Annotated in this window: 20 protein-coding genes and 1 pseudogene; 6 read left to right on the forward strand and 15 right to left on the reverse strand. The window is 53.6% G+C overall.

Going from position 1 to position 17,329, the window contains the following annotated elements; all coding sequences use genetic code 11:
* A complete protein-coding gene (locus ACZ5GQ_RS01935) occupies window positions 1-735 on the reverse strand; it encodes a proteasome assembly chaperone family protein (RefSeq protein WP_498856972.1) in 735 nt (244 codons plus the stop codon).
* Window positions 732-1,196: a PUA domain-containing protein gene (locus ACZ5GQ_RS01940; protein WP_498856973.1), complete on the reverse strand. Its 465-nt coding sequence runs from the start codon at window positions 1,194-1,196 to the stop codon at window positions 732-734. The genes ACZ5GQ_RS01935 and ACZ5GQ_RS01940 overlap by 4 nt, the downstream gene beginning before the upstream one ends.
* A gap of 78 nt (window positions 1,197-1,274) precedes the next feature.
* Between ACZ5GQ_RS01940 and argF the strand changes: the two genes are divergently transcribed.
* The gene (argF, locus tag ACZ5GQ_RS01945) at window positions 1,275-2,222 is read left to right on the forward strand and encodes an ornithine carbamoyltransferase (protein WP_498856974.1); all 948 of its coding nucleotides are present in this window, start codon (window positions 1,275-1,277) and stop codon (window positions 2,220-2,222) included.
* A gap of 79 nt (window positions 2,223-2,301) precedes the next feature.
* Complete coding sequence (locus tag ACZ5GQ_RS01950; protein WP_498856975.1) at window positions 2,302-2,676, forward strand: hypothetical protein; 375 nt, start codon at window positions 2,302-2,304, stop codon at window positions 2,674-2,676.
* On the opposite strand, the gene ACZ5GQ_RS01955 is transcribed toward ACZ5GQ_RS01950, so the two are convergent.
* The 6 genes from ACZ5GQ_RS01955 to ACZ5GQ_RS01980 all read right to left on the reverse strand — a co-directional run bounded on the left by ACZ5GQ_RS01955 (window position 2,655) and on the right by ACZ5GQ_RS01980 (window position 8,785).
* Window positions 2,655-4,694: an LYR motif-containing protein gene (locus tag ACZ5GQ_RS01955; RefSeq protein WP_498856976.1), complete on the reverse strand. Its 2,040-nt coding sequence runs from the start codon at window positions 4,692-4,694 to the stop codon at window positions 2,655-2,657. The two genes, ACZ5GQ_RS01950 and ACZ5GQ_RS01955, sit on opposite strands and share 22 nt — an antisense overlap.
* On the reverse strand, window positions 4,681-4,971 hold the full coding sequence (locus ACZ5GQ_RS01960; RefSeq protein WP_498856977.1) for an LYR motif-containing protein: 291 nt from the start codon (window positions 4,969-4,971) through the stop codon (window positions 4,681-4,683). Before ACZ5GQ_RS01960 ends, ACZ5GQ_RS01955 begins: the two co-directional genes overlap by 14 nt.
* Window positions 4,958-5,371 (reverse strand): hypothetical protein, encoded by a 414-nt coding sequence (locus ACZ5GQ_RS01965; RefSeq protein WP_498856978.1) that lies wholly within the window; start codon window positions 5,369-5,371, stop codon window positions 4,958-4,960. Before ACZ5GQ_RS01965 ends, ACZ5GQ_RS01960 begins: the two co-directional genes overlap by 14 nt.
* A gap of 103 nt (window positions 5,372-5,474) precedes the next feature.
* Window positions 5,475-6,368, reverse strand: coding sequence for a type II secretion system F family protein (locus tag ACZ5GQ_RS01970; RefSeq protein ID WP_498856979.1), 894 nt, complete (start codon window positions 6,366-6,368; stop codon window positions 5,475-5,477).
* Between the two features lie 10 nt (window positions 6,369-6,378).
* Window positions 6,379-7,203 carry a pilus assembly protein TadB gene (locus ACZ5GQ_RS01975; protein WP_498856980.1) on the reverse strand — a complete coding sequence of 275 codons (825 nt, stop codon included), beginning with the start codon at window positions 7,201-7,203 and terminating at the stop codon, window positions 6,379-6,381.
* Window positions 7,204-7,237: 34 nt separating this feature from the next.
* Window positions 7,238-8,785: a type II/IV secretion system ATPase subunit gene (locus ACZ5GQ_RS01980; RefSeq protein WP_498856981.1), complete on the reverse strand. Its 1,548-nt coding sequence runs from the start codon at window positions 8,783-8,785 to the stop codon at window positions 7,238-7,240.
* A gap of 210 nt (window positions 8,786-8,995) precedes the next feature.
* Here ACZ5GQ_RS01980 and ACZ5GQ_RS01985 point away from each other — a divergent pair, with 210 nt between their 5' ends.
* The 4 genes from ACZ5GQ_RS01985 to ACZ5GQ_RS02000 all read left to right on the forward strand — a co-directional run bounded on the left by ACZ5GQ_RS01985 (window position 8,996) and on the right by ACZ5GQ_RS02000 (window position 12,156).
* On the forward strand, window positions 8,996-9,289 hold the full coding sequence (locus ACZ5GQ_RS01985; RefSeq protein WP_498856982.1) for a hypothetical protein: 294 nt from the start codon (window positions 8,996-8,998) through the stop codon (window positions 9,287-9,289).
* On the forward strand, window positions 9,210-9,872 hold the full coding sequence (locus ACZ5GQ_RS01990; protein WP_498856983.1) for a hypothetical protein: 663 nt from the start codon (window positions 9,210-9,212) through the stop codon (window positions 9,870-9,872). The genes ACZ5GQ_RS01985 and ACZ5GQ_RS01990 overlap by 80 nt, the downstream gene beginning before the upstream one ends.
* Window positions 9,873-9,990: 118 nt before the next feature.
* Window positions 9,991-10,710, forward strand: a complete 720-nt coding sequence (locus ACZ5GQ_RS01995; protein WP_498856984.1) for a replication initiator protein WhiP — start codon at window positions 9,991-9,993, stop codon at window positions 10,708-10,710.
* A 279-nt stretch (window positions 10,711-10,989) separates the two neighbouring features.
* Complete coding sequence (locus tag ACZ5GQ_RS02000) at window positions 10,990-12,156, forward strand: proteasome-activating nucleotidase (RefSeq protein WP_498856985.1); 1,167 nt, start codon at window positions 10,990-10,992, stop codon at window positions 12,154-12,156.
* Window positions 12,157-12,181: 25 nt separating this feature from the next.
* On the opposite strand, the gene ACZ5GQ_RS02005 is transcribed toward ACZ5GQ_RS02000, so the two are convergent.
* From ACZ5GQ_RS02005 to ACZ5GQ_RS02035, 7 genes and pseudogenes are all read right to left on the reverse strand, one after another.
* Window positions 12,182-13,159 carry a DNA cytosine methyltransferase gene (locus ACZ5GQ_RS02005; RefSeq protein ID WP_498856986.1) on the reverse strand — a complete coding sequence of 326 codons (978 nt, stop codon included), beginning with the start codon at window positions 13,157-13,159 and terminating at the stop codon, window positions 12,182-12,184.
* Window positions 13,134-13,718: a transcription initiation factor IIE subunit alpha gene (locus ACZ5GQ_RS02010; RefSeq protein WP_498856987.1), complete on the reverse strand. Its 585-nt coding sequence runs from the start codon at window positions 13,716-13,718 to the stop codon at window positions 13,134-13,136. Before ACZ5GQ_RS02010 ends, ACZ5GQ_RS02005 begins: the two co-directional genes overlap by 26 nt.
* Complete coding sequence (locus tag ACZ5GQ_RS02015; RefSeq protein WP_498856988.1) at window positions 13,690-14,268, reverse strand: tRNA (cytidine(56)-2'-O)-methyltransferase; 579 nt, start codon at window positions 14,266-14,268, stop codon at window positions 13,690-13,692. Before ACZ5GQ_RS02015 ends, ACZ5GQ_RS02010 begins: the two co-directional genes overlap by 29 nt.
* On the reverse strand, window positions 14,186-15,349 hold the full coding sequence (gene hflX, locus ACZ5GQ_RS02020; RefSeq protein WP_498856989.1) for an HflX GTPase family protein: 1,164 nt from the start codon (window positions 15,347-15,349) through the stop codon (window positions 14,186-14,188). The genes ACZ5GQ_RS02015 and hflX overlap by 83 nt, the downstream gene beginning before the upstream one ends.
* A complete protein-coding gene (locus ACZ5GQ_RS02025) occupies window positions 15,346-15,831 on the reverse strand; it encodes a multiprotein bridging factor aMBF1 (protein WP_498856990.1) in 486 nt (161 codons plus the stop codon). Before ACZ5GQ_RS02025 ends, hflX begins: the two co-directional genes overlap by 4 nt.
* Before the next feature lie 109 nt (window positions 15,832-15,940).
* Window positions 15,941-16,210, reverse strand: a complete 270-nt coding sequence (locus ACZ5GQ_RS02030) for a hypothetical protein (protein WP_498856991.1) — start codon at window positions 16,208-16,210, stop codon at window positions 15,941-15,943.
* Between the two features lie 149 nt (window positions 16,211-16,359).
* Window positions 16,360-17,287 (reverse strand): annotated as a pseudogene (locus ACZ5GQ_RS02035) (malate dehydrogenase).
* Window positions 17,288-17,329 lie beyond the last annotated feature (42 nt).

Genomic DNA, 17,329 nt, shown 5'->3' on the forward strand with positions numbered 1-17,329 from the left:
TCACATGAATATGTTCGTGCCTCCCTGCCTTCCTCTCTCTTGGGAAAGTATATCCGAGATCTTCTCCAGCTCCTCCTTCTGCTTCTCCGCAAGCCTCTCGAGCTCATCCATGGGGACCTTTATGCCCAGCAGTTCATTAACTATAACCTTCATGCCCACGAGCGCCGCATCATAATCTACCGTGTCCACGGCCGAGTAGGGCAGTATCATAACTGCTGGGACGCCATAGTGCTCAAGGTATATGTGAAGCAGGGCCAGCGGGCCAACCACGCCCAGGCCCTCCTCCATTAGCGGCGCCTGAAGCTTTGGACCCTCGTAGAGCCTGTTGTGAAGCCACCTGTAGCCGTACTTTTCATCTGGCGGCTCGTAGTCGCGACTGAGGCCCCCGACCAGTATCGCGTACTTTACTCCTACCTGGGAGGCCCAGAGGGCCACCTCGCTGCAGTAGGCATTCTGGTCTACAGGCTCAGGGACAGCCCTATTGACCAGGGCCACAACACCGCTGCCCGCGTAGAGCTCAAATGGGAATCCTATGCCGTCGTCCTCCATAATTATCATTGACGGAAGCCTTGGAGTGAGCACATAGCCTATCTTACTGAGGGACAGAGCTGAGGCCAAATATCGTGGCACCACGTAGCCGATCCTGCCGAACCCCGGGAAACCGGCCACTAACACTGAGCCCCTGAGCGACTCAGGGGGCTGCCTCACTACTATTGATATGCCTCTTGTCCTCAATCCTCAACACCTCTCCTGACCCTCACAACCTCCTGTGAACCCAGCTGGCGCATGAGAAAGCCTGGGGCCCTTGCCTTGCCGACGCCAAGCAGGTTATCATTAGAGTCAACTATTAGAACCTCGTCACCAGGCCTTATTGACTTGTCGGCGTCTAGGACTGTGTTACCAGTGACCTCGCCCCTGAGGGCGGGCCCACCGGCTACGATAACCCTAAACCTTGGAGGCTTTGTCGCAGATTTTATGATCTTGCCTGCCTCCGGGGATATGCTAAATGTGAAGTCCCTAGGCCTTAATGTCATCAGCCTAACCCCATTGTAATAAACATACCTTATTTTGCCTCTTCTGAGCTCCACCTGAAGCGGAAGTGACGTTATAGCTGCCGCTACTTCCTCGTTGAACTGCAACGCGAGCAGGTAACCCACCTGCCTCAGCTCCCGCTCGGTGACAGGCCTTGGAGGCAAAGGCCCCTTCCCGGACCAGGGCGCAGGTTGTCCGCAAGCTTTTAAACTGACATGATGTAAGAGATCCGGGTCCCAGATATGACATCCCCGCACGAGCTTAAGGGTAAGGATTTCCTGTGCCTCACTGACTACTCAACCGAGCAGATAAACTTCCTGCTAGACCTCTCAAGGCAGATGAAGGAGTGCTTCTACGCCGGCGAAAGGATGTTGGACACTCTCCGCGGAAGGAGCGTGGCCATGATTTTTGAGAAGCCCTCCACTAGGACTAGGGTGAGCCTAGAAGTTGCGGCTTACCAGCTGGGAGCTCTGCCCATAATGCTCAGCTCAAGCGAGCTTCAGCTGGGCCGCGGCGAGAGCATACCTGACACCGCCAGGACGCTCTCCAGGTTCGTCGACGCCATAGCGGCTAGGGTCAGGAACCACAGTGACCTCGAGGTCCTGGCGCAGTACGCCACTGTGCCCGTGATAAACGCGTTAAGCGACCTGTCCCACCCGCTCCAGGCGTTAGCTGATTACCTTACAATTTACGAGAAGAAGGGCAAGTTCAGCGGCCTCAAGCTGGCCTTTGTTGGCGACGGAAGCGACAACATGCTCCACAGCCTCATGGTTGTCGGGGCCAAGCTTGGGGTCAGCATATACGTGGCGTCTCCAGCCTCCCTCAAGCCTAACGAGTCCATACTGGCGGCCGCTATGAGGGACGCTGAGGTCAGCGGTGCCGAGATAAAGTTTACTGAGAAGCCCGAGGAGGCTGTGGACGGCGCTGACATAGTGTACACTGACGTGTGGGTCAGCATGGGGCAGGAGAACATGGCGGAGGCCAAGAAGAGGCTGTTAGCCCCCTACCAGGTCAACGCAAAGCTCATGGAGAGGGCGTCGAGCCGGGCCATATTCATGCACTGCCTGCCCGCCCACCGCGGCGAGGAGGTAACCGATGATGTGATAGATGGCCCCTGGTCCGTGGTCTGGGACGAGGCTGAGAACAGGCTTCACACTGAGAAGGCGGTGTTGGCGGCCCTTATACCGTAGCCCCTTAAGAGGTTTTAGGCCTTACCCGAGCTCCTACCCCTTTAACCCCACTGACAGCTAGCATGTAAGGGGTATAGCTTTGAGCTACGAGGTGCTCGGGGGCCTTATTGACGTGCTGATATCGCACATAAACAGCCTCGAGAAGAGCGAGAAGAGAATTAAGGACGTGGAGAGCCCCTCAGCAATCGCAAGCATAATGCTTTACAAGTCGTGGAAGGCCTCGCTGCTGAAGATAACTGCGAAGGCCAAGGAGACCTACGAGGAGGCCAAGAGGGGCAACAAGCTGGCGGCCTCCATAGACAGCTGCGCCCTCGCCGACATGGTTAACAATGTGTTAATAAGCTCTAACCCTGAGGACCCAGTCTTTATGGAGCTGAGGCCCGTGCTCACGTACCTAAAGGACATAGCCCTGGCCTCCTGCACCCCTGACCTTCAGCCAACTATCCAGCCCTGAACCGGTGACTGAGGGCCCAGGAGCAGGTCCGGTGCCAAAGGCGCCCTAGCATAGGGGTACGAGCCCCCGCCTGGGAACACAGGCGAGTACCATGTAATGTCTGATGCCATAGAGATGGAAGGCACGAACGCTGCAAAGTAAGTGTCTGTTCCTATGTCTTGGTAATAGAGCACAACCACCCTGTAGTCACCTATGGAGCTTATCGTCGCGTTAAGCGGGGCTTCAAATGATACGGGACTCTGCCAATCGGTCCATCCATAGTCTGTGGCCCAAACGGGGAGCATGGCGTTGCTGACCCCAGGCCAGCCGCCCAGCCAGTTGACGAAGGGCCCCCCGCCTGGGACGCTTCTTACAGCTATCACCGTGCCGTCGTCCGTCGTTGCGGCAACTGTCAGGTTAGGGTTATACACGGCTGCCCAGCCCACCGCCTTCAGGAGCCACGACATCTGCTGCTGGGACTCGTAGAGACACATCTGCTGCTGGGACTCGTAGAGACCATAGGGCCACGGCTGGCCGCCCTCAAACCCGTTCTGGAAGTTAAACTCCACGTCATAGCCTTCTATCAAGTATCCTTGCCAATCGTAGACAGGCTCGTTGGCCTCTGTGGACACCTCTGGCTCGCCGTAAGAGATAAACGTGCCATTTATTACGTCAGTAGTGAAAAGGCCGTAGCTGTAGCTCCTCTCGGCCTTAGCGTTAGAGACCTTAACAAAGGCTATCGTCGGGGCTGTCGGTGAGTAATAAAGCAGCTGTTGGTTCAAGGTCCCATTGTAAAGAACGCAGTAAGAATAATTGCTTGCAAAGGTTCTCACAGCATTAAATAAAGGTAGGCTGTAAACGAATTCTGCAAGGCCAACGTAGCTGAACCCAACCATACTGTAGGCATAGCCGTACCTTGAGTTGCAGTAGTGGGACACCGCAGCTCCAATGCCCCCTCCGGAACCATAAAGGGTTCCGTTTGCATCTACATATATCTGGTACAGGAGGCCCTCCTGCATTACATATGCAATATTATCGGTGCTGAGGTTCTGGGTGTAGTAGGAGTTAACTCCCCAGTTTACGGTACCTAAGGTAGAGCCGTTCAGGAACAGCATGTATATAGTCAAGTTATTGTACGGCATTATTTGCCTATCGAGCTTCACCCATACGGTGGCCTCCGTGGAGTTGTAGAACTCTATCCAGCCGTTCAGGGGATCCCACCCAGTGCCGTTCCAGATAGCGAAAAGCACGTTAGCAAGTGGAACTAGGCCGGTGCCATCCTTAACGCTTATGCTGTTATATTTGATTATTTTACTGCTCAAGTTTATGGTAAAGTTGACTGTTAGATCGACAGGAGTTGCCTCGCTGGTCGGGTTGTAAAGTATTATGGGCGTCAGGTTTACTATGGTGTAGGTCTTAGGTATGGCTATCTTCTCCGTGGGAGTGACCACTGAGATTAAAGTGGTTATTACCCTGGTGCCTATCAGCTGCTGCACGGAGGTTCCGTTGTATGGGTTAATGCTGGTAGACGCTGCAGAACGTACAGTGAAGCTCACTGGAATCGCAGCCATGGCATTACCGCTCTGAAGTAATACGACCATGTTGCTCTTGACGGCCTCTAGGCCCCTGTTAAGCTTCACTATTATCGTCAGCCACTGCGCTGGGCCAGCGGACGCTGGAAGATTATATATTGTGCCGTAGGGACCTATCACAGTTACGTTAGCAGAGCTGCCAGACGAAGAGACTAGAAGGGGTGACCCATTTATAAGCCTCAAGGACAGCCCATTGACCTGATAGGAGTAGGGGAACTGAGAGTAAAGTCTAAGCTCAATATAGGTACCATTGAAATAAATTAAGTAAGCTTCGACCTCCTCCTGCAGCTCCTGGGACAGCTGCAGATACTGAGTCCTCTCCATAGCATAACTTGCCCTCAGCCTGTACTGCTCCATTATGTACGTCATCGCTGCTATGGAAGCCAGAACAGCCAAAGCTACTATAAGCCCCCCTACTATGGCCGCCTGGGACTTACGGCCCCGCATAGACGCTCACCTCACCTGAGTCCGTGACGAAATAGGAGTAGGGGAACTGAGAGTAAAGTCTAAGCTCAATATAGGTACCATTGAAATAAATTAAGTAAGCTTCGACCTCCTCCTGCAGCTCCTGGGACAGCTGCAGATACTGAGTCCTCTCCATAGCATAACTTGCCCTCAGCCTGTACTGCTCCATTATGTACGTCATCGCTGCTATGGAAGCCAGAACAGCCAAAGCTACTATAAGCCCCCCTACTATGGCCGCCTGGGACTTACGGCCCCGCATAGACGCTCACCTCACCTGAGTCCGTGACGAACACAACCAGGCCAGGCCCAGACCACCTGCATGAGACGTAACCCATGGAGGCGGCTGGCAGATCTGCAGGTAACCTGTAGGTGATACCGCTAACCGTGACGTTACAGCTAGCTGGGCTGGAGTTAACCAACACATTAAGAAGCCTCACCCCATAGGGGCCTGTGCTGAACGTGGCGTAGACGTGCCCTCCAGCGGACCAGGCAGACATAGGTACAATGTATTGGAGGTACTCATAGCCGTTTCCAACAGACTCCTCATACCGCGTTAAAGTGACATAATAGTAACTTAGAAATGCACCCCCAACTGCAAGTACCACAAGTATCAACATTAGCTCAGCGGCCACGTCACTTACGCTCCTCTTGGCCAACATCGCTCACTTTAATAATATTGTTATACAAGCAGGCTTTTATTTTTAAGCTTTTAAGTAAATTCCCCGCAAAGGCCACCAAGCATGGTGCCATAGCTAGGGTCTGTTATGCTATAAGCGCTCCTGCTCCTGGACCATGCATAATCATGAGGGTTGCGACTAACGTGGCTGACCCTATGGCAAGCAGCTGCAGGAAGTTGCCAACCACCTTGGGTGGGTAGTCATCTATGGCCTTTGCCATAACGTAGGCCGAGGCCAGGGAGAGCACTATCAGGGCGTAGTAAAGGAACCCAACTATTGCCACCAGGGTTGAGGCGCTAAGCTGCGAGGCGCCAAGGGTTACAGGCGCCTGCGACAGGGCTCTAGCTATGGAGACCCCAATGCCGCTGGCCGCGCCGTAGACAGCGACGCCCATGTAAACTATCATGGAGTACGACCTCAGCCTGTTGAAGAGAGAAAACTCCATCCTGTCTAGCTCCGCGGCGTACTTGCTAACCACTTCTAAGACGTCCCTGGCCCTGCCCCCGCTCCTCTCAGCGACCACTATTGACGAGAGTAGGAGCCTGACCTCTCTTGGAACCTTTGAGAAGACCTTCCTAAAGGAGCTCTCGGCGTCGCCCGTAGCCCTGTAGAGCGCGCTGAAGGCGCTTATGTAGTCCCTAAGGGGGCTCTCGCTCAGCGACGCTGCAGCCTCCAGAGCTTCGGCCATGGACTCGCTGGAGGCGGCAATGCTTGGGAACACCTGCAGAAACACCCTGCTCTGCAGCTTCAGCCTCTTATCAATATCCTGCCTGCGGCTTAACACTATGGCTACGGGGAGCAGGGGCCCAAATATTATTATGTCGGTGGCCACTATCGACGTTATCCCCATGGGCACCGGTATTCCGTCGAAGAACTCATAGGTGACGTGCCTTATTACAAAGAATATTAAGACATACTCGTCGAGCGCTATGGCCGCCGCAAGCGAGGTGAAGAACAGCACCGACTTAGAGGTGCTCAAGCCCGTCACCCTAAAGCTTTATTTTGGAAACCTGGTCGTCTATCAGCACTACCGTTACTGCAGAAATTATTGGCATGAGGATGAATATCGCTAGGACCACCAAGGAAGTAAACGAGACGCCGTGTATGGGGTAGACCGAGAACAGGATCCCCATTATAGTCACGAGGATGGGCATTATCATGCCCGCTGAGAGGAACATCTCCAGCAGGGAGCCCACGGAGGCCGCCACCTTATCCACAAGGCTATAGTAATAGTTCGTGTACGTCTCGAGCTGGTAGTTAACTATTGAGAGCAGGTCAGAGCCCGTGCTCACCCCCTTGGCGAGGGACTCAGCCAACGTCTTCAAGCTGTTGGACGGCGTTATCTTAGAGAGCTCGTTTAGGATCACCACCGGGTCTTGGGAGAGGGACGTCATTAACTTTATGTAATTTATCTCAACCCTGAACTCCTTGAGCTCATCCTCGTACTTCGCCAGGCCCGCGAGGGCCTCCGAGAGGTTCTGGCCGCCAGCCAGGAGGGAAGCGAGGGTTGAGGCGAACACGTGAAACTTAGCCTCAAGGTAGTCAGCTCTTGACGTGTAGCTGAAGGCAGGGATCCCTATTGAGAGCGCTATGGAGAGCAGAAACCCTGAGGCCGCGGCTAATGCTAACACTAGGTACTCTATAGGACCGCTAAGCGGGAGCCTCTTAAGAGCCGCTAACGCTACAAAGGGCAGCGCCGCCGTCATAAGCGCTGTCAGTGGGAAGACAGTCTTCCTACAATAGCTGTCCAGGTCCTTTGCCATGCCAGCGCCTATAATTATATACTCTATGCCGGGGCTCAGCCTTCGTATCATGATACAGAGAGGGAACGTCATGGAGGGCCCTGGCTTAGGCCGGCGGCTCAAAACGGCTCACCTCCTTCAGCGCAGCGTCATAAACTCTCTCCGGCTCGCGCTCGTAAAGTCTGGTGATCGTATGCAACAGAGTTACGTCGGCGTTCTTCTCCGCCAGCCACGCAAGGACCGTAGCCCTGCGTATGAGGTCCTCGTAGGCCTCGTCGTAGGTTATTAGCCGCAGCTCGGCCACGGTGCTTAATAGATCTAACTTTTCCTTAGTGAGCCTCCAGATGTCCTTCTCCGGATCCCACACTACCACCTCGCCTAGCTTAACGCTGTCCGTAGAGGGGTCGTAGCCCCTGGACTCGTGAACCCTCGTCACCCTCCTTGACACCTGGCCCCCTCTCTCTACCCTCAATATGTTAACGAAGAGCTTAGCCGTGGAGACTAGGCTGGCCGGAACGTTCATGGGAGGCGAGGTGAGCCTCTTGACGAGCACGTCAGCGGACTCCGCGTGGACTGTAGTGAGGCCTCCGTGGCCCGTGGCAAGGGCCTGGAAGAACGCGTAGGCCTCCCTTGACCTTATCTCGCCCACTATTATGACGTCTGGCCTCTGCCTGAGGGCCGCCTCCACCTGGCTCTGCAGCGTGACATTCTCAACCCTTGGGTCAGTTGAAGGCCTTGAAACCATGCCTCCCCAGTTCTCGTGGAAGGGCAGGAAGACCTCAGGGGTGTCCTCAACAGTGACTATCTTGTACTCGGTGGGCACCAACATTGTGACAGCGTTAAGCATGGTGGTCTTCCCGCTTCCCGTAGGCCCATAAAACACGACCCCCTGCTTGTTTGCTACCGCAATCCATAGAAGAGCCGCCACAAGGGGGTCCAGGGTCTTGAGCCTGAGGAGCTCAACTATAGTGAAGGGCTCGGCCCTGAACTTCCTAATTGTGAACTGGGACCCGTGGCGTGAGACCACGTCGAGGACTATGTTGACCCTATACCCCTCACGCTTCAGGACACCCTCCACTATAGGGGTTGCTATCGAGGGCTCCTTGCCGCTCCTCACGCCCAGCTTCGCTACAAGGGAGTTAAGCTCCTGGGCTGACTGCATCACAATATTCGTGGTCAGCCACTCGTACCTTGTGTGGTAGACGAACACGGGTATCCCAACTCCATTACATGAGATGTCCTCTATGTAGGGATCCCTCATGAGGGGCTCTATGGGGCCGTACCCTACCAGGTCCCTGGCAACATGATAAGCCACGGCAGTTACAGCCTCCTCGAGGCTTCCCCCGCTGACCCTATGTGCTCTCTTGAGCACGCTCCTTACGGCCTCATAGGCGTAAGGTCTTAGGATGTCAAAGGCCTTCTCGACACTTCCTGAGGCATTAAGCGCCTCAAGTAGCGTGAGGCTCCTTGATATGAGTGATAGCAGCTCACCGTAAGCCTTACGCCTTACCTCCGTGTTGAGGGGAGGCTCCATAACTTCATAATACCTTCGGCCCTCCGTGTCCTCATAGATGCTGACCTCTACCTTTGGCATTCCTATAACTGTGTACTTCTCCAGCAGCTTGACGCCCTCTAGGGCCGCCTTCTCGGACATTAATGGGGGGCCATTATTAGCATGGGTTACCTGAAGCTCTTATTGATTACTCAACTTAGTCTAAAACAACGAAACCGTAGCTACTAGAGCAAGTATTAGCCATGACAAGGTTATAGACCGCGTCGCTTCAGGCCTATCTTTGGCCATGGTCTCGGTGATGTGAGCATGTTAGTTAATATAGCCTGTGCGCCGCAAAAATAACGAGCAGGCATGAATAGAGGCAGGGACAGGGCCATAAAGGAGGCGCTGCTGAGCCAGCTGAGAGGCAAGGTGCCCTTAGATGATGTTATTGAGTGGCTCTGGGACGATTTTGGCATAAGGGCTAAGAAGAGCTGGGAAGACGTTGGAAAGGTTATAACCTCAAGTGACGAAATACTTCCACAGGACGTGGCCGTCTTCATGATAGAGGAGGGCGTGACTCCCGATGAAGGCGCCTGGAGCGTCCTACCAGCTCCAAGGGGTCTGCGAAGCAGTAGCAACACTAAAGCGAATAACGGCGGCTGAGAGGGGAGGAAAGCCAGGGTTTGGCCCTTGGCACGTTCTTGAGGCGCTGAGGAAGGTCTCCAGGTACGAACTTGGGAGGATAGCGTTAAGCAGGGAGCTAGGGCTCACGGAGGCCTCCACAAAGACCCTCTTGAAGAGGTTAGTTGATGAAGGCTTAGTGGTAAAGGATGATAAGGGCAGCAGGATCTCTGAGAAAGGTCTGCAGCTCCTCTCATCGTTAGGCAACATATTATCCCCCGTCAGGTGCTCAATCAAGGGCGTTGAAAGGCTAGAGGATTGTCTGACGCTTACAATAGACTCGGAGCCCCCTAAGGATCTAACCAAGATCTATGAGATCAGGGACTATGTAGTCTCTGAGGGCTGCCGGCTGGCCGTGGTCGGCTACCTAGACCCGCCCCAGCTGGGCTTCCCTGGCCTCCCCTCAGAGCTTGAGAACGCCATAAAGGAGTCAGTAGCCGACCTGTGCGGACTTAGTGAAGGCAGGAGGGGCACAATAATAATAGTGCCCTCAAGCTGTGGGCCTGCCCTTGTCGGGGCCGCCACTAACTTATTAGCGCAGGAGTGCGGCCTACCATCGTTGTAGCCTGGGGTTCCTGTACAACGCCCAGCCCTTGTAAACTCCCCAGTTTACGCAGGAGCCCTAGTATTACTCGGCCTTCCACGCGGAAACCTCCATGAAGGTAAATGTTCACTGAGGCGCCATGAAGAAAGATGCCGAAAGGGGGCAGCCTTTAGCGGAGTTAAAGGAGCGGGGCGGGCCCAGGAGCAAGCTAGTTGATGCTATACTAGTGCTGCTCCTTGCAAGGCCCATGAAAGCGGCTGAGATAGCTGAGGTCTTAAGGAGGGAGCCCAAGTACATCTCGAGCTACCTCTCATATTGGAAGTCAAGGGGCTACGTTGATTATGACCTGGGCCTCTGGTACCTAACCCCCAAGGGCGAGGACTACGCTAGGCAGGTCGCGGAGGCCCAGCGAGATGAACAATTTAATGAGTTCGTGGCCCTGGCTCAGAGGCTCATGTCTACCGTCAGCCAGACAAGAAACAACAAGGGAGAGGGCCGGCGGGGCGGCGAGGACAGCGAGGTTCAGTCATTCATTGCAGGGCTAACTAATAAAACTGACAAGAAACAACAAGAAAGCAGGATCTCCGACGCTGCGTGCGTCCTTCAGGAGCTTAAGGACAAGGTGTCTGACGAGGAGAGCGAGGTCGTTATGGAACTCCTAACACATTACTCAAAGTACGGCGTGACTTACATGTACTTGGATCAGCTGGCCGAGAAGCTAAGGGCTGACTACGAGTGGCTCCTGAAAAAGGTCAGGGATCTGCAGAGCAAAGGCATAGTTTATATTTACACGGATCCACGCCTTGGTATCAGAATTGGGTTCTCTAAGAACGTCAAGGAGCTGCTTAAGCGCTGCTAGCAGTAATCACTACTATACAGCGCCTATATTATTGCCTCTGCGGATCCTCTGGCGCAGCCTGAGAAGGGCTCTTTAATAATACCGTTTGTATAAAGGACTGAGTAATACGCTCCCAAGGTGGGGCTGTACTCTTGTGAGCGGAATTCTTGCCCTGTAGTAGTGGCTCTCACTATGTGTAAACTGGGGAGTTTACAAAAGATTAGGATAAGCCAAGCGGTGGAACTAGGGTAAGCTCCTTAAAAACTCATGAGGAAGATTATGGGTATGGGGTAGCGGGTCTTGTCACTTAGTGAGTCAGGCAAGAACACCAAGGAAAGGTCGGACGATGACGAGCTGTCCTTGCTGAGGGAGAAGGTAAGGTACTTGACGCAGCTTAACATGAACCTCGAGAAGGACCTGGAGTTCTATAAGCAGGAGCTCAACAAGCTGCTGGAGCCGCCTTACATAGAGGCCATGGTTTTGGAGGTGCTATCGGATGGGAGGGCTGTAGTTAAGAGCTCCACGGGGCCCAACCTTGTGGTAAGGGTGGCTTCCAACGTTGATATAGATAAGCTTAGGCCAGGGGCATCAGTGGCCCTCAATAACAAGGGATCTACTATAGTGGAGGTGCTTCCCTCAATTCACGATCCCCTGGTCGAGGCTATGGAAATAGAGGAGAGGCCATCGGTTACGTTCAAGGACGTGGGCGGCCTAGAGGAGCAGATAAGGGAAATATACGAAGTTGTTGGACTTCCCCTCATAAAGCCGCAGCTCTTCGATGAGATAGGGGTAGAGCCCCCCAAGGGGGTTCTACTGTATGGGCCTCCGGGCACAGGCAAGACGTTGGTCGCCAGGGCCCTGGCGGGCGAGGTCAAGGCCACGTTCATAAGGGTGGTGGCGAGCCAGTTTGTCAACAAGTTCATAGGCGAAGGCGCAAGGATAGTGAGGGAGGTCTTCAGGCTGGCCAAGGAGAAGAAGCCGTCGATCATATTCATTGATGAAATAGATGCCATAGGTTCAAGGAGGGTTGACATGGGTACCAGTGGCGACAGGGAGGTTCAGAGGACCATGCTTCAGCTGCTTGCAGAGATGGACGGCTTCGACCCTCTAGAGGGCGTCAAGGTGGTCGCGGCGACCAACAGGATAGACCTGCTGGACCCAGCGCTTCTGAGGCCGGGCAGGTTTGACAGGATAATAGAGATACCGCTCCCTGACAAGAAGGGACGGCTCGAGATTCTTAAGATACACACAAGGAACATGAAGCTCAAGGACGTGGATCTTGAGGAGATAGCCTCCATGACTGAGGGGTTCTCAGGGGCCGAGCTCAAGGCAGTAGTCACTGAGGCTGGGTTCTTTGCAATCAGGGACGGCAAGAACTACGTGTCCCAGGAGCACTTTATAAAGGCTGTTGACAAGGTTCGCAACAGGATGGAGAAGAGGAAGCAGATATTCGGGACCCATATATGAAATCCATAGCAATGCCCAAGCGCTCTTACCCTTCATTATCTAGCAGGGTAAGCAGGAAATCGGCTATGTTCCTGGCAAGGGGGACGGGGACGGCCTCGCCGACCATGTTGTATTGCGAGTCCCTGCCCCCCAGGAATATGTGGTAGTCTGGGAACCCCATGAGCCTGGCCTGCTCCCTGACAGTAAGTAGCCTGTCCTCGTAGGGGTGAACGAAGCGGGAGGACCCCATCACGGTGGGGGCTGGCCTCTTGGGGTTAAGCCTTATGAAGTTGCGAAACCTCCTTGAGTCAGCGCCCTCAAAGGTTATCATAGCCCTGCCCCACCCTATCCTAGAGACTTTCTTCTCCAGCCTCCTGCTCAGGGGCTGAGGGTAGTCGTGATTTGGGGGCCAGGGGCTCCCAGGCTCGGGAAGGCCGCTGAGCGCTTCCTCCACGGTTATGGGCTTGGACTCTTTGAGCTTAAGCTCCACGTTAGATACAAAGGCCCTGACCCTTTCGTTGGGCGCACCGTACTTCTCTGACCTAATTATGTTGAAGTAAACTTTATCATAACCGTTGCGCCTAAGCTCCTCCTCTATGACCCTCTTTATGGGTCCCTCAGCCACCCCGCTCACGTTCTCTATTACAAAATACTTTGGCTTTAGCTCGCCTATCAGCCTTATCGCGTGAAGGTAAAGCTGGCCTACTGGGTCTGAGAGTATTCTGTCGACTGGGTCCTGCATCCTCCTCTTATTGGTGGGCGTGAAGGGCTCGCACGGCGGGCTCGCTATGACTACATCTATGTCTCCCCTCCCATGGCCGCTCACGTCCTTTATAGTAAGCTCGCTCACGTCCTTTATGTCATCGGCTATTAGGTATGTCCCCGGAAAGTTGGCCTTATAGGTCTTGGCTACCGGCGGGTCGTTCTCCACCGCGGCCACAATGTTAAAGCCGGCCAGCTCAAAACCCCTTGAGAAGCCTCCAGCGCCTGAAAACAGGTCAACGACCAAATATCTGCCTCTCATCCTTCTTGATCTCCTCCTCAAGCTTAGATATGCGGTTCTCCAGGACCTTGATGTAGTTACTGTTGTCCTCAGGAACTAACATTGTGCCGCACTTCTGGCACGTGAACTGGTACTCGTAAGCGTAGTCAAAGGTGTACCTGGTGCCATCCTTGGGGCACACGTAAAACTCATTGCTTCTCTCATACTCAAGCCTCATCTTGAGCTTCTCAAGTACTTGCTTCTTGCGCCTCAGCAGCGCGAGGTCCGCGTCCCTAGAGTCAAGGTACCAATAGTACCTCGTGGCCCCTGTGTCGGGGTGCTTGCCGCGCCTGTAGGAAGCTATCCTCAGGTCATAAAATATCCTGAAGACCTTCCTAACGTCGGCCTGCTTGTAGCCTTTCATCTGCTCAACATCCTCATCGCTTATCCCTTTCTCGGGGTCTACAGTGAGCAGGAGGTCGAAGAGGTCATCCGCCATGGCCTCATCAATTCCTGACTTAACTGCTAACATCCTTATTAGTTGCCTTAGGCCTTCCAGGCTCTTCTTATCCTCACCGTTTCCGCTGTCCTCTCCACTCAACTTTCTTCCCTCTTTCGGTGGGAACTATGGACGCCTTGGCGTCCGTATAGTAAGTATAGAGCTCTCTACCTTTAAATAGCCTATCTAAAAACACGGCTAGCGCTGCCACCTCGCTGTGGGGCTGCCACCCAATGGCAATATTGTAGTCAGCATTCATGTAGTAGAAGGCCTCCACCTTCTGGGAACCCACTACTATAAGCTTTGGCTTTGGTGATGAGGAGAGCTTCCCGATGGCGTCATCAATGGGCATCCCGTACATAGTCAGGTGAACTACTTCGCCTCCATTGTCTTTCCACGACCTAACGTACTCATGGCCATTAACTCCGCACTCGTAATGGATGGCGCCTCCCCACATCTTTGAGGCCTTTACCAGGGAGTTGTATACAGAGTCGTCGCAGACGCCCTCAAGAACAAAGCCGTTTGCGCCGAAGGCCCTGGCCACCAGGGCCACGTGAGTGGTTACCCTCTTATCCCGCGTCGGCCTGTGGCCTAACCTCAGCACGTACACCTTGCCGTAGGGCCTCGCTAGGCCCTCCAATCCTTCCGACACTCTCTGACACCTTCTCTAGAAGCGCTTCCAGGTTCAACCTCTTAACTGCTGAGACCTCCACGATCTCAGCCTTAATGCCCATGTGTGATAGGAGCTCGCGCACCAGCGACTCTTTCCTGTTTAAGTCGTCACGTGCCACTAGGTCTATCTTGTTCATGGCAAGTATTATGGGCTTATTTATGGCGTTAAGCCTGCTCAGAAGTGAGACCCCAGCTGTAACCTTCTCTTTGATGGTATCTATGCTCTCCGATGAGTCAACTACAAATATCAAGACGTCAGCCAGTGAGGCCTCCTGAAGCGTCGAGTAAAAAGACTCGATTATTTCGGCTGGCACGTCCCTCACGAAGCCGACGGTGTCTATAAGCATTATCTTGGTGCCGTTGAAGCTCACCATCTTGTGCTTAGCAAAGAGCGTCGTGAAGTACTCAGGTCCCGTTGGCTGTCTCTCGCCAGTTATGGCGTTAAATATAGAGGTCTTGCCGGCGGAGGCGTAGCCCACTATGGACGCTAGGATCACGCCGCTGTCCTTCCTGGCCTGTTCCTGCGTCTTAACCCTACGCCTTAGCTCGTCAAGCTCCCTCTTTATTCTTGCGATCCTAGTTATTACATGCTTCTCATAGGCTTCAAAGGCATACCTTCCAGGGCCTAGGAAGTCTACCTGCTCCCCTGCCTTGGCCCTCCTTATGTACTCCCTTATAAGTGGTAGCTCATGTTTAAGCCGTGCCATCTCTATCTGTAGCTTCGACTCCTTAGATCCTGCATGAAGGGCGAAGATCTCAAGTATCACAAGGACCCTGTCCAAAACCTTAAGCTTCGACTCCTTCTCAAGCTTATAAAGGGACGAGGGCTCAAGGTTGCCATAGTAAATTATTACTTCGGCGTTAGCCCTGCGAGCCCTCTCGCTGATCCTCCTCGCAGCCTCCTCGCTGATCCTCCTGCCGGGCTTAGACCTCTTAATTATGTCTACAACCTCATAGTTGGCGCTCTCGGCTATGGCAAGGGCTTCCTCCAAGTGATCCAGGTACTCCCTTGAAACTACTAGTATTGCCCTTCGCCTGCTGCCCCCCTCTACGTCATTCAAGAGTTCTTGCCCCTCCTAACCACGGCGACATCCCCAAATGTGAGATAGTCCTCGGGCGGCCTCTCCTCTTCCTCCTCTTCCTCACTCTCGACGGGTTGAAGTATCTTTACGTTTAGGACAGCCTCTATCTTCTTTGCCAAGTCCACGGTAGGCTTGTACTTGCCGCTCTCTATCTTCTTTACCATGGCCTCACTTATCTTGAGCTTCTGGGCCAGAGCCGCCTGGGTCCACCCCTTGGACTCTCTGGCAGCCCTTATTACCTCAGGATAATTGTCTACCACCTCAAGGGTCACTTCGTTGGCCGTCCTCCTAGGCCGAGGCCTCACTTCCCTGGGCCTAGAGGTTACAGGGACGGCCCGGCCGCTCTTGGTCAGCTTCAGGAAACACTCATCACAGACAAGCATTTCAGCGCCATCCATTAATATCCTATGACCCTTGCCAGCTATTGGTTTTCCGCAGACCTCACAATATAGTTCGGGCAAAGTTCCTCCCCGCTCGCTTTTTATAGTGAGTTCCGTGTGAACTTTAAATATCGAATTTCGGCTATGATATAACTAGAGGCAGCACTTAATGTAATCGAGACCCGCTTAATTAGCCCTGTGACGTTGCTGCGCCTGCTTCGCTGTCCTGGGAGAGCGAGGCCTTTATTCCAACCCTTCTGAAGGGGCAGTCCTTGAAGAGCGTCTCGCATTTGTGTACTTTAGACCTCGTAATATAGCTCTCCAACACCTTACAGTAAGCTATGTAAGAGCCTCCGACCTCGTAGGACTCGAAGAACTCACAGCCAGAGGAGGGCTTATAGTTAAGCTGATAGATGTTAATGTAGAACACCTTCTTAGGCAGCTGCTCTCCTGAGGCCATTATTTCCCGCAGGGTACCCTGGGCCTTCGAACCTTAAAAGGGCTCAAGCTACCTTGGGCCTTCAGAGGACATTATCAATGCTGCTGAAGCTTAAGACAGCATTAAAAAGAAGGAGAGGTTTCAAACCCTGACGGCTTCTCTTAGGGCCTTTACTTATATTCAGGCGGTAAAGCATTAAGTAGATCTCTTACGGCGTTCACGCTGGTGTCGAGGCCTTTCTTCTCTTCGTCGGTCAGCGGCAGCTCTATTATCTTCTCAATGCCGTTGCGCCCTAGGACTGCCGGGACCTCGGCTATTACGTCCTTGTAGCCGTACTCACCGTTCAGGTAAGCGCTGACGATGTACACCTTCCTTTGGTCCTTCTTTATGGCCTCAGCCATGAGGGCCAGGCCTGCCGCGGGGGCCCAGTTGCTGCTGTAGCCCCTTAGCTTTATTATCTCAGCTCCTGCGTCTATAGTCTGCTTCACTATCTCATCGATGTCCTTCTGACCTAGGAGCGAGCTGAGCGGCACGCACCCCTACGGTTGAAAGCCTTGGGGCTGGGAACATGTGCTCCCCATGCATGCCGAGAACCACGGGCTGTATGGAGGCTGGTGATATGTTTAGCTTGATGGAGGCGTAGTAGGCAAGCCTCGGAGAGTCCAGCAGGCCGCTAAAGCCTATTACTCTTTCCCTTGGGAACCCAAGCCTCTTGTACATAACATAAGTCATAGCGTCGGACGGGTTAGTTAGGACAAGGACCTTAGAGTTAGGCGCATACTCCTTTATCTGGTCGGCTATCTGCTTCATTACGTCAGCGTTGACCTTCAGTAGATCCTCCCTGGTCTGGCCTGCCTTCCTTGGGAAGCCCGCAGTGACTATCACTATGTCAGAGCCGCTCATGTCTTTGTAGTCGTTAGATCCATAGGCCCTCCTCGAGATGCCTAAGACAGCGGCCATATGATTTAGGTCTAGGGCCTCTCCCTGTGGCGCGTTGGGCTTTATATCTATCAGCATAACATCGTCAAGGTCTCTGAGGAGTATCATAGCGCCTGTGGTGACTCCTACCCTTCCAGCGCCACCCACAATAGTTATCATACCTGGTCACTCACTTTGTAAGCTGGGGGCTCAGTCTAAAAC

The sequence above is a fragment of the Caldococcus noboribetus genome, from assembly GCF_055389385.1.

Bases quoted from the DNA above. Each gene is read 5' to 3' on its own strand.
- argF (WP_498856974.1), top strand. From the start codon at position 1,275: ATGACATCCCCGCACGAGCTTAAGGGTAAGGATTTCCTGTGCCTCACT.
- ACZ5GQ_RS01955 (WP_498856976.1), bottom strand. From the start codon at position 4,694: ATGCGGGGCCGTAAGTCCCAGGCGGCCATAGTAGGGGGGCTTATAGTA.
- ACZ5GQ_RS01960 (WP_498856977.1), bottom strand. From the start codon at position 4,971: ATGCGGGGCCGTAAGTCCCAGGCGGCCATAGTAGGGGGGCTTATAGTA.
- ACZ5GQ_RS01965 (WP_498856978.1), bottom strand. From the start codon at position 5,371: ATGTTGGCCAAGAGGAGCGTAAGTGACGTGGCCGCTGAGCTAATGTTG.
- ACZ5GQ_RS01975 (WP_498856980.1), bottom strand. From the start codon at position 7,203: ATGATACGAAGGCTGAGCCCCGGCATAGAGTATATAATTATAGGCGCT.
- ACZ5GQ_RS01980 (WP_498856981.1), bottom strand. From the start codon at position 8,785: ATGTCCGAGAAGGCGGCCCTAGAGGGCGTCAAGCTGCTGGAGAAGTAC.
- ACZ5GQ_RS01985 (WP_498856982.1), top strand. From the start codon at position 8,996: ATGAATAGAGGCAGGGACAGGGCCATAAAGGAGGCGCTGCTGAGCCAG.
- ACZ5GQ_RS01990 (WP_498856983.1), top strand. From the start codon at position 9,210: ATGAAGGCGCCTGGAGCGTCCTACCAGCTCCAAGGGGTCTGCGAAGCA.
- ACZ5GQ_RS01995 (WP_498856984.1), top strand. From the start codon at position 9,991: ATGAAGAAAGATGCCGAAAGGGGGCAGCCTTTAGCGGAGTTAAAGGAG.
- ACZ5GQ_RS02005 (WP_498856986.1), bottom strand. From the start codon at position 13,159: ATGAGAGGCAGATATTTGGTCGTTGACCTGTTTTCAGGCGCTGGAGGC.
- ACZ5GQ_RS02030 (WP_498856991.1), bottom strand. From the start codon at position 16,210: ATGGCCTCAGGAGAGCAGCTGCCTAAGAAGGTGTTCTACATTAACATC.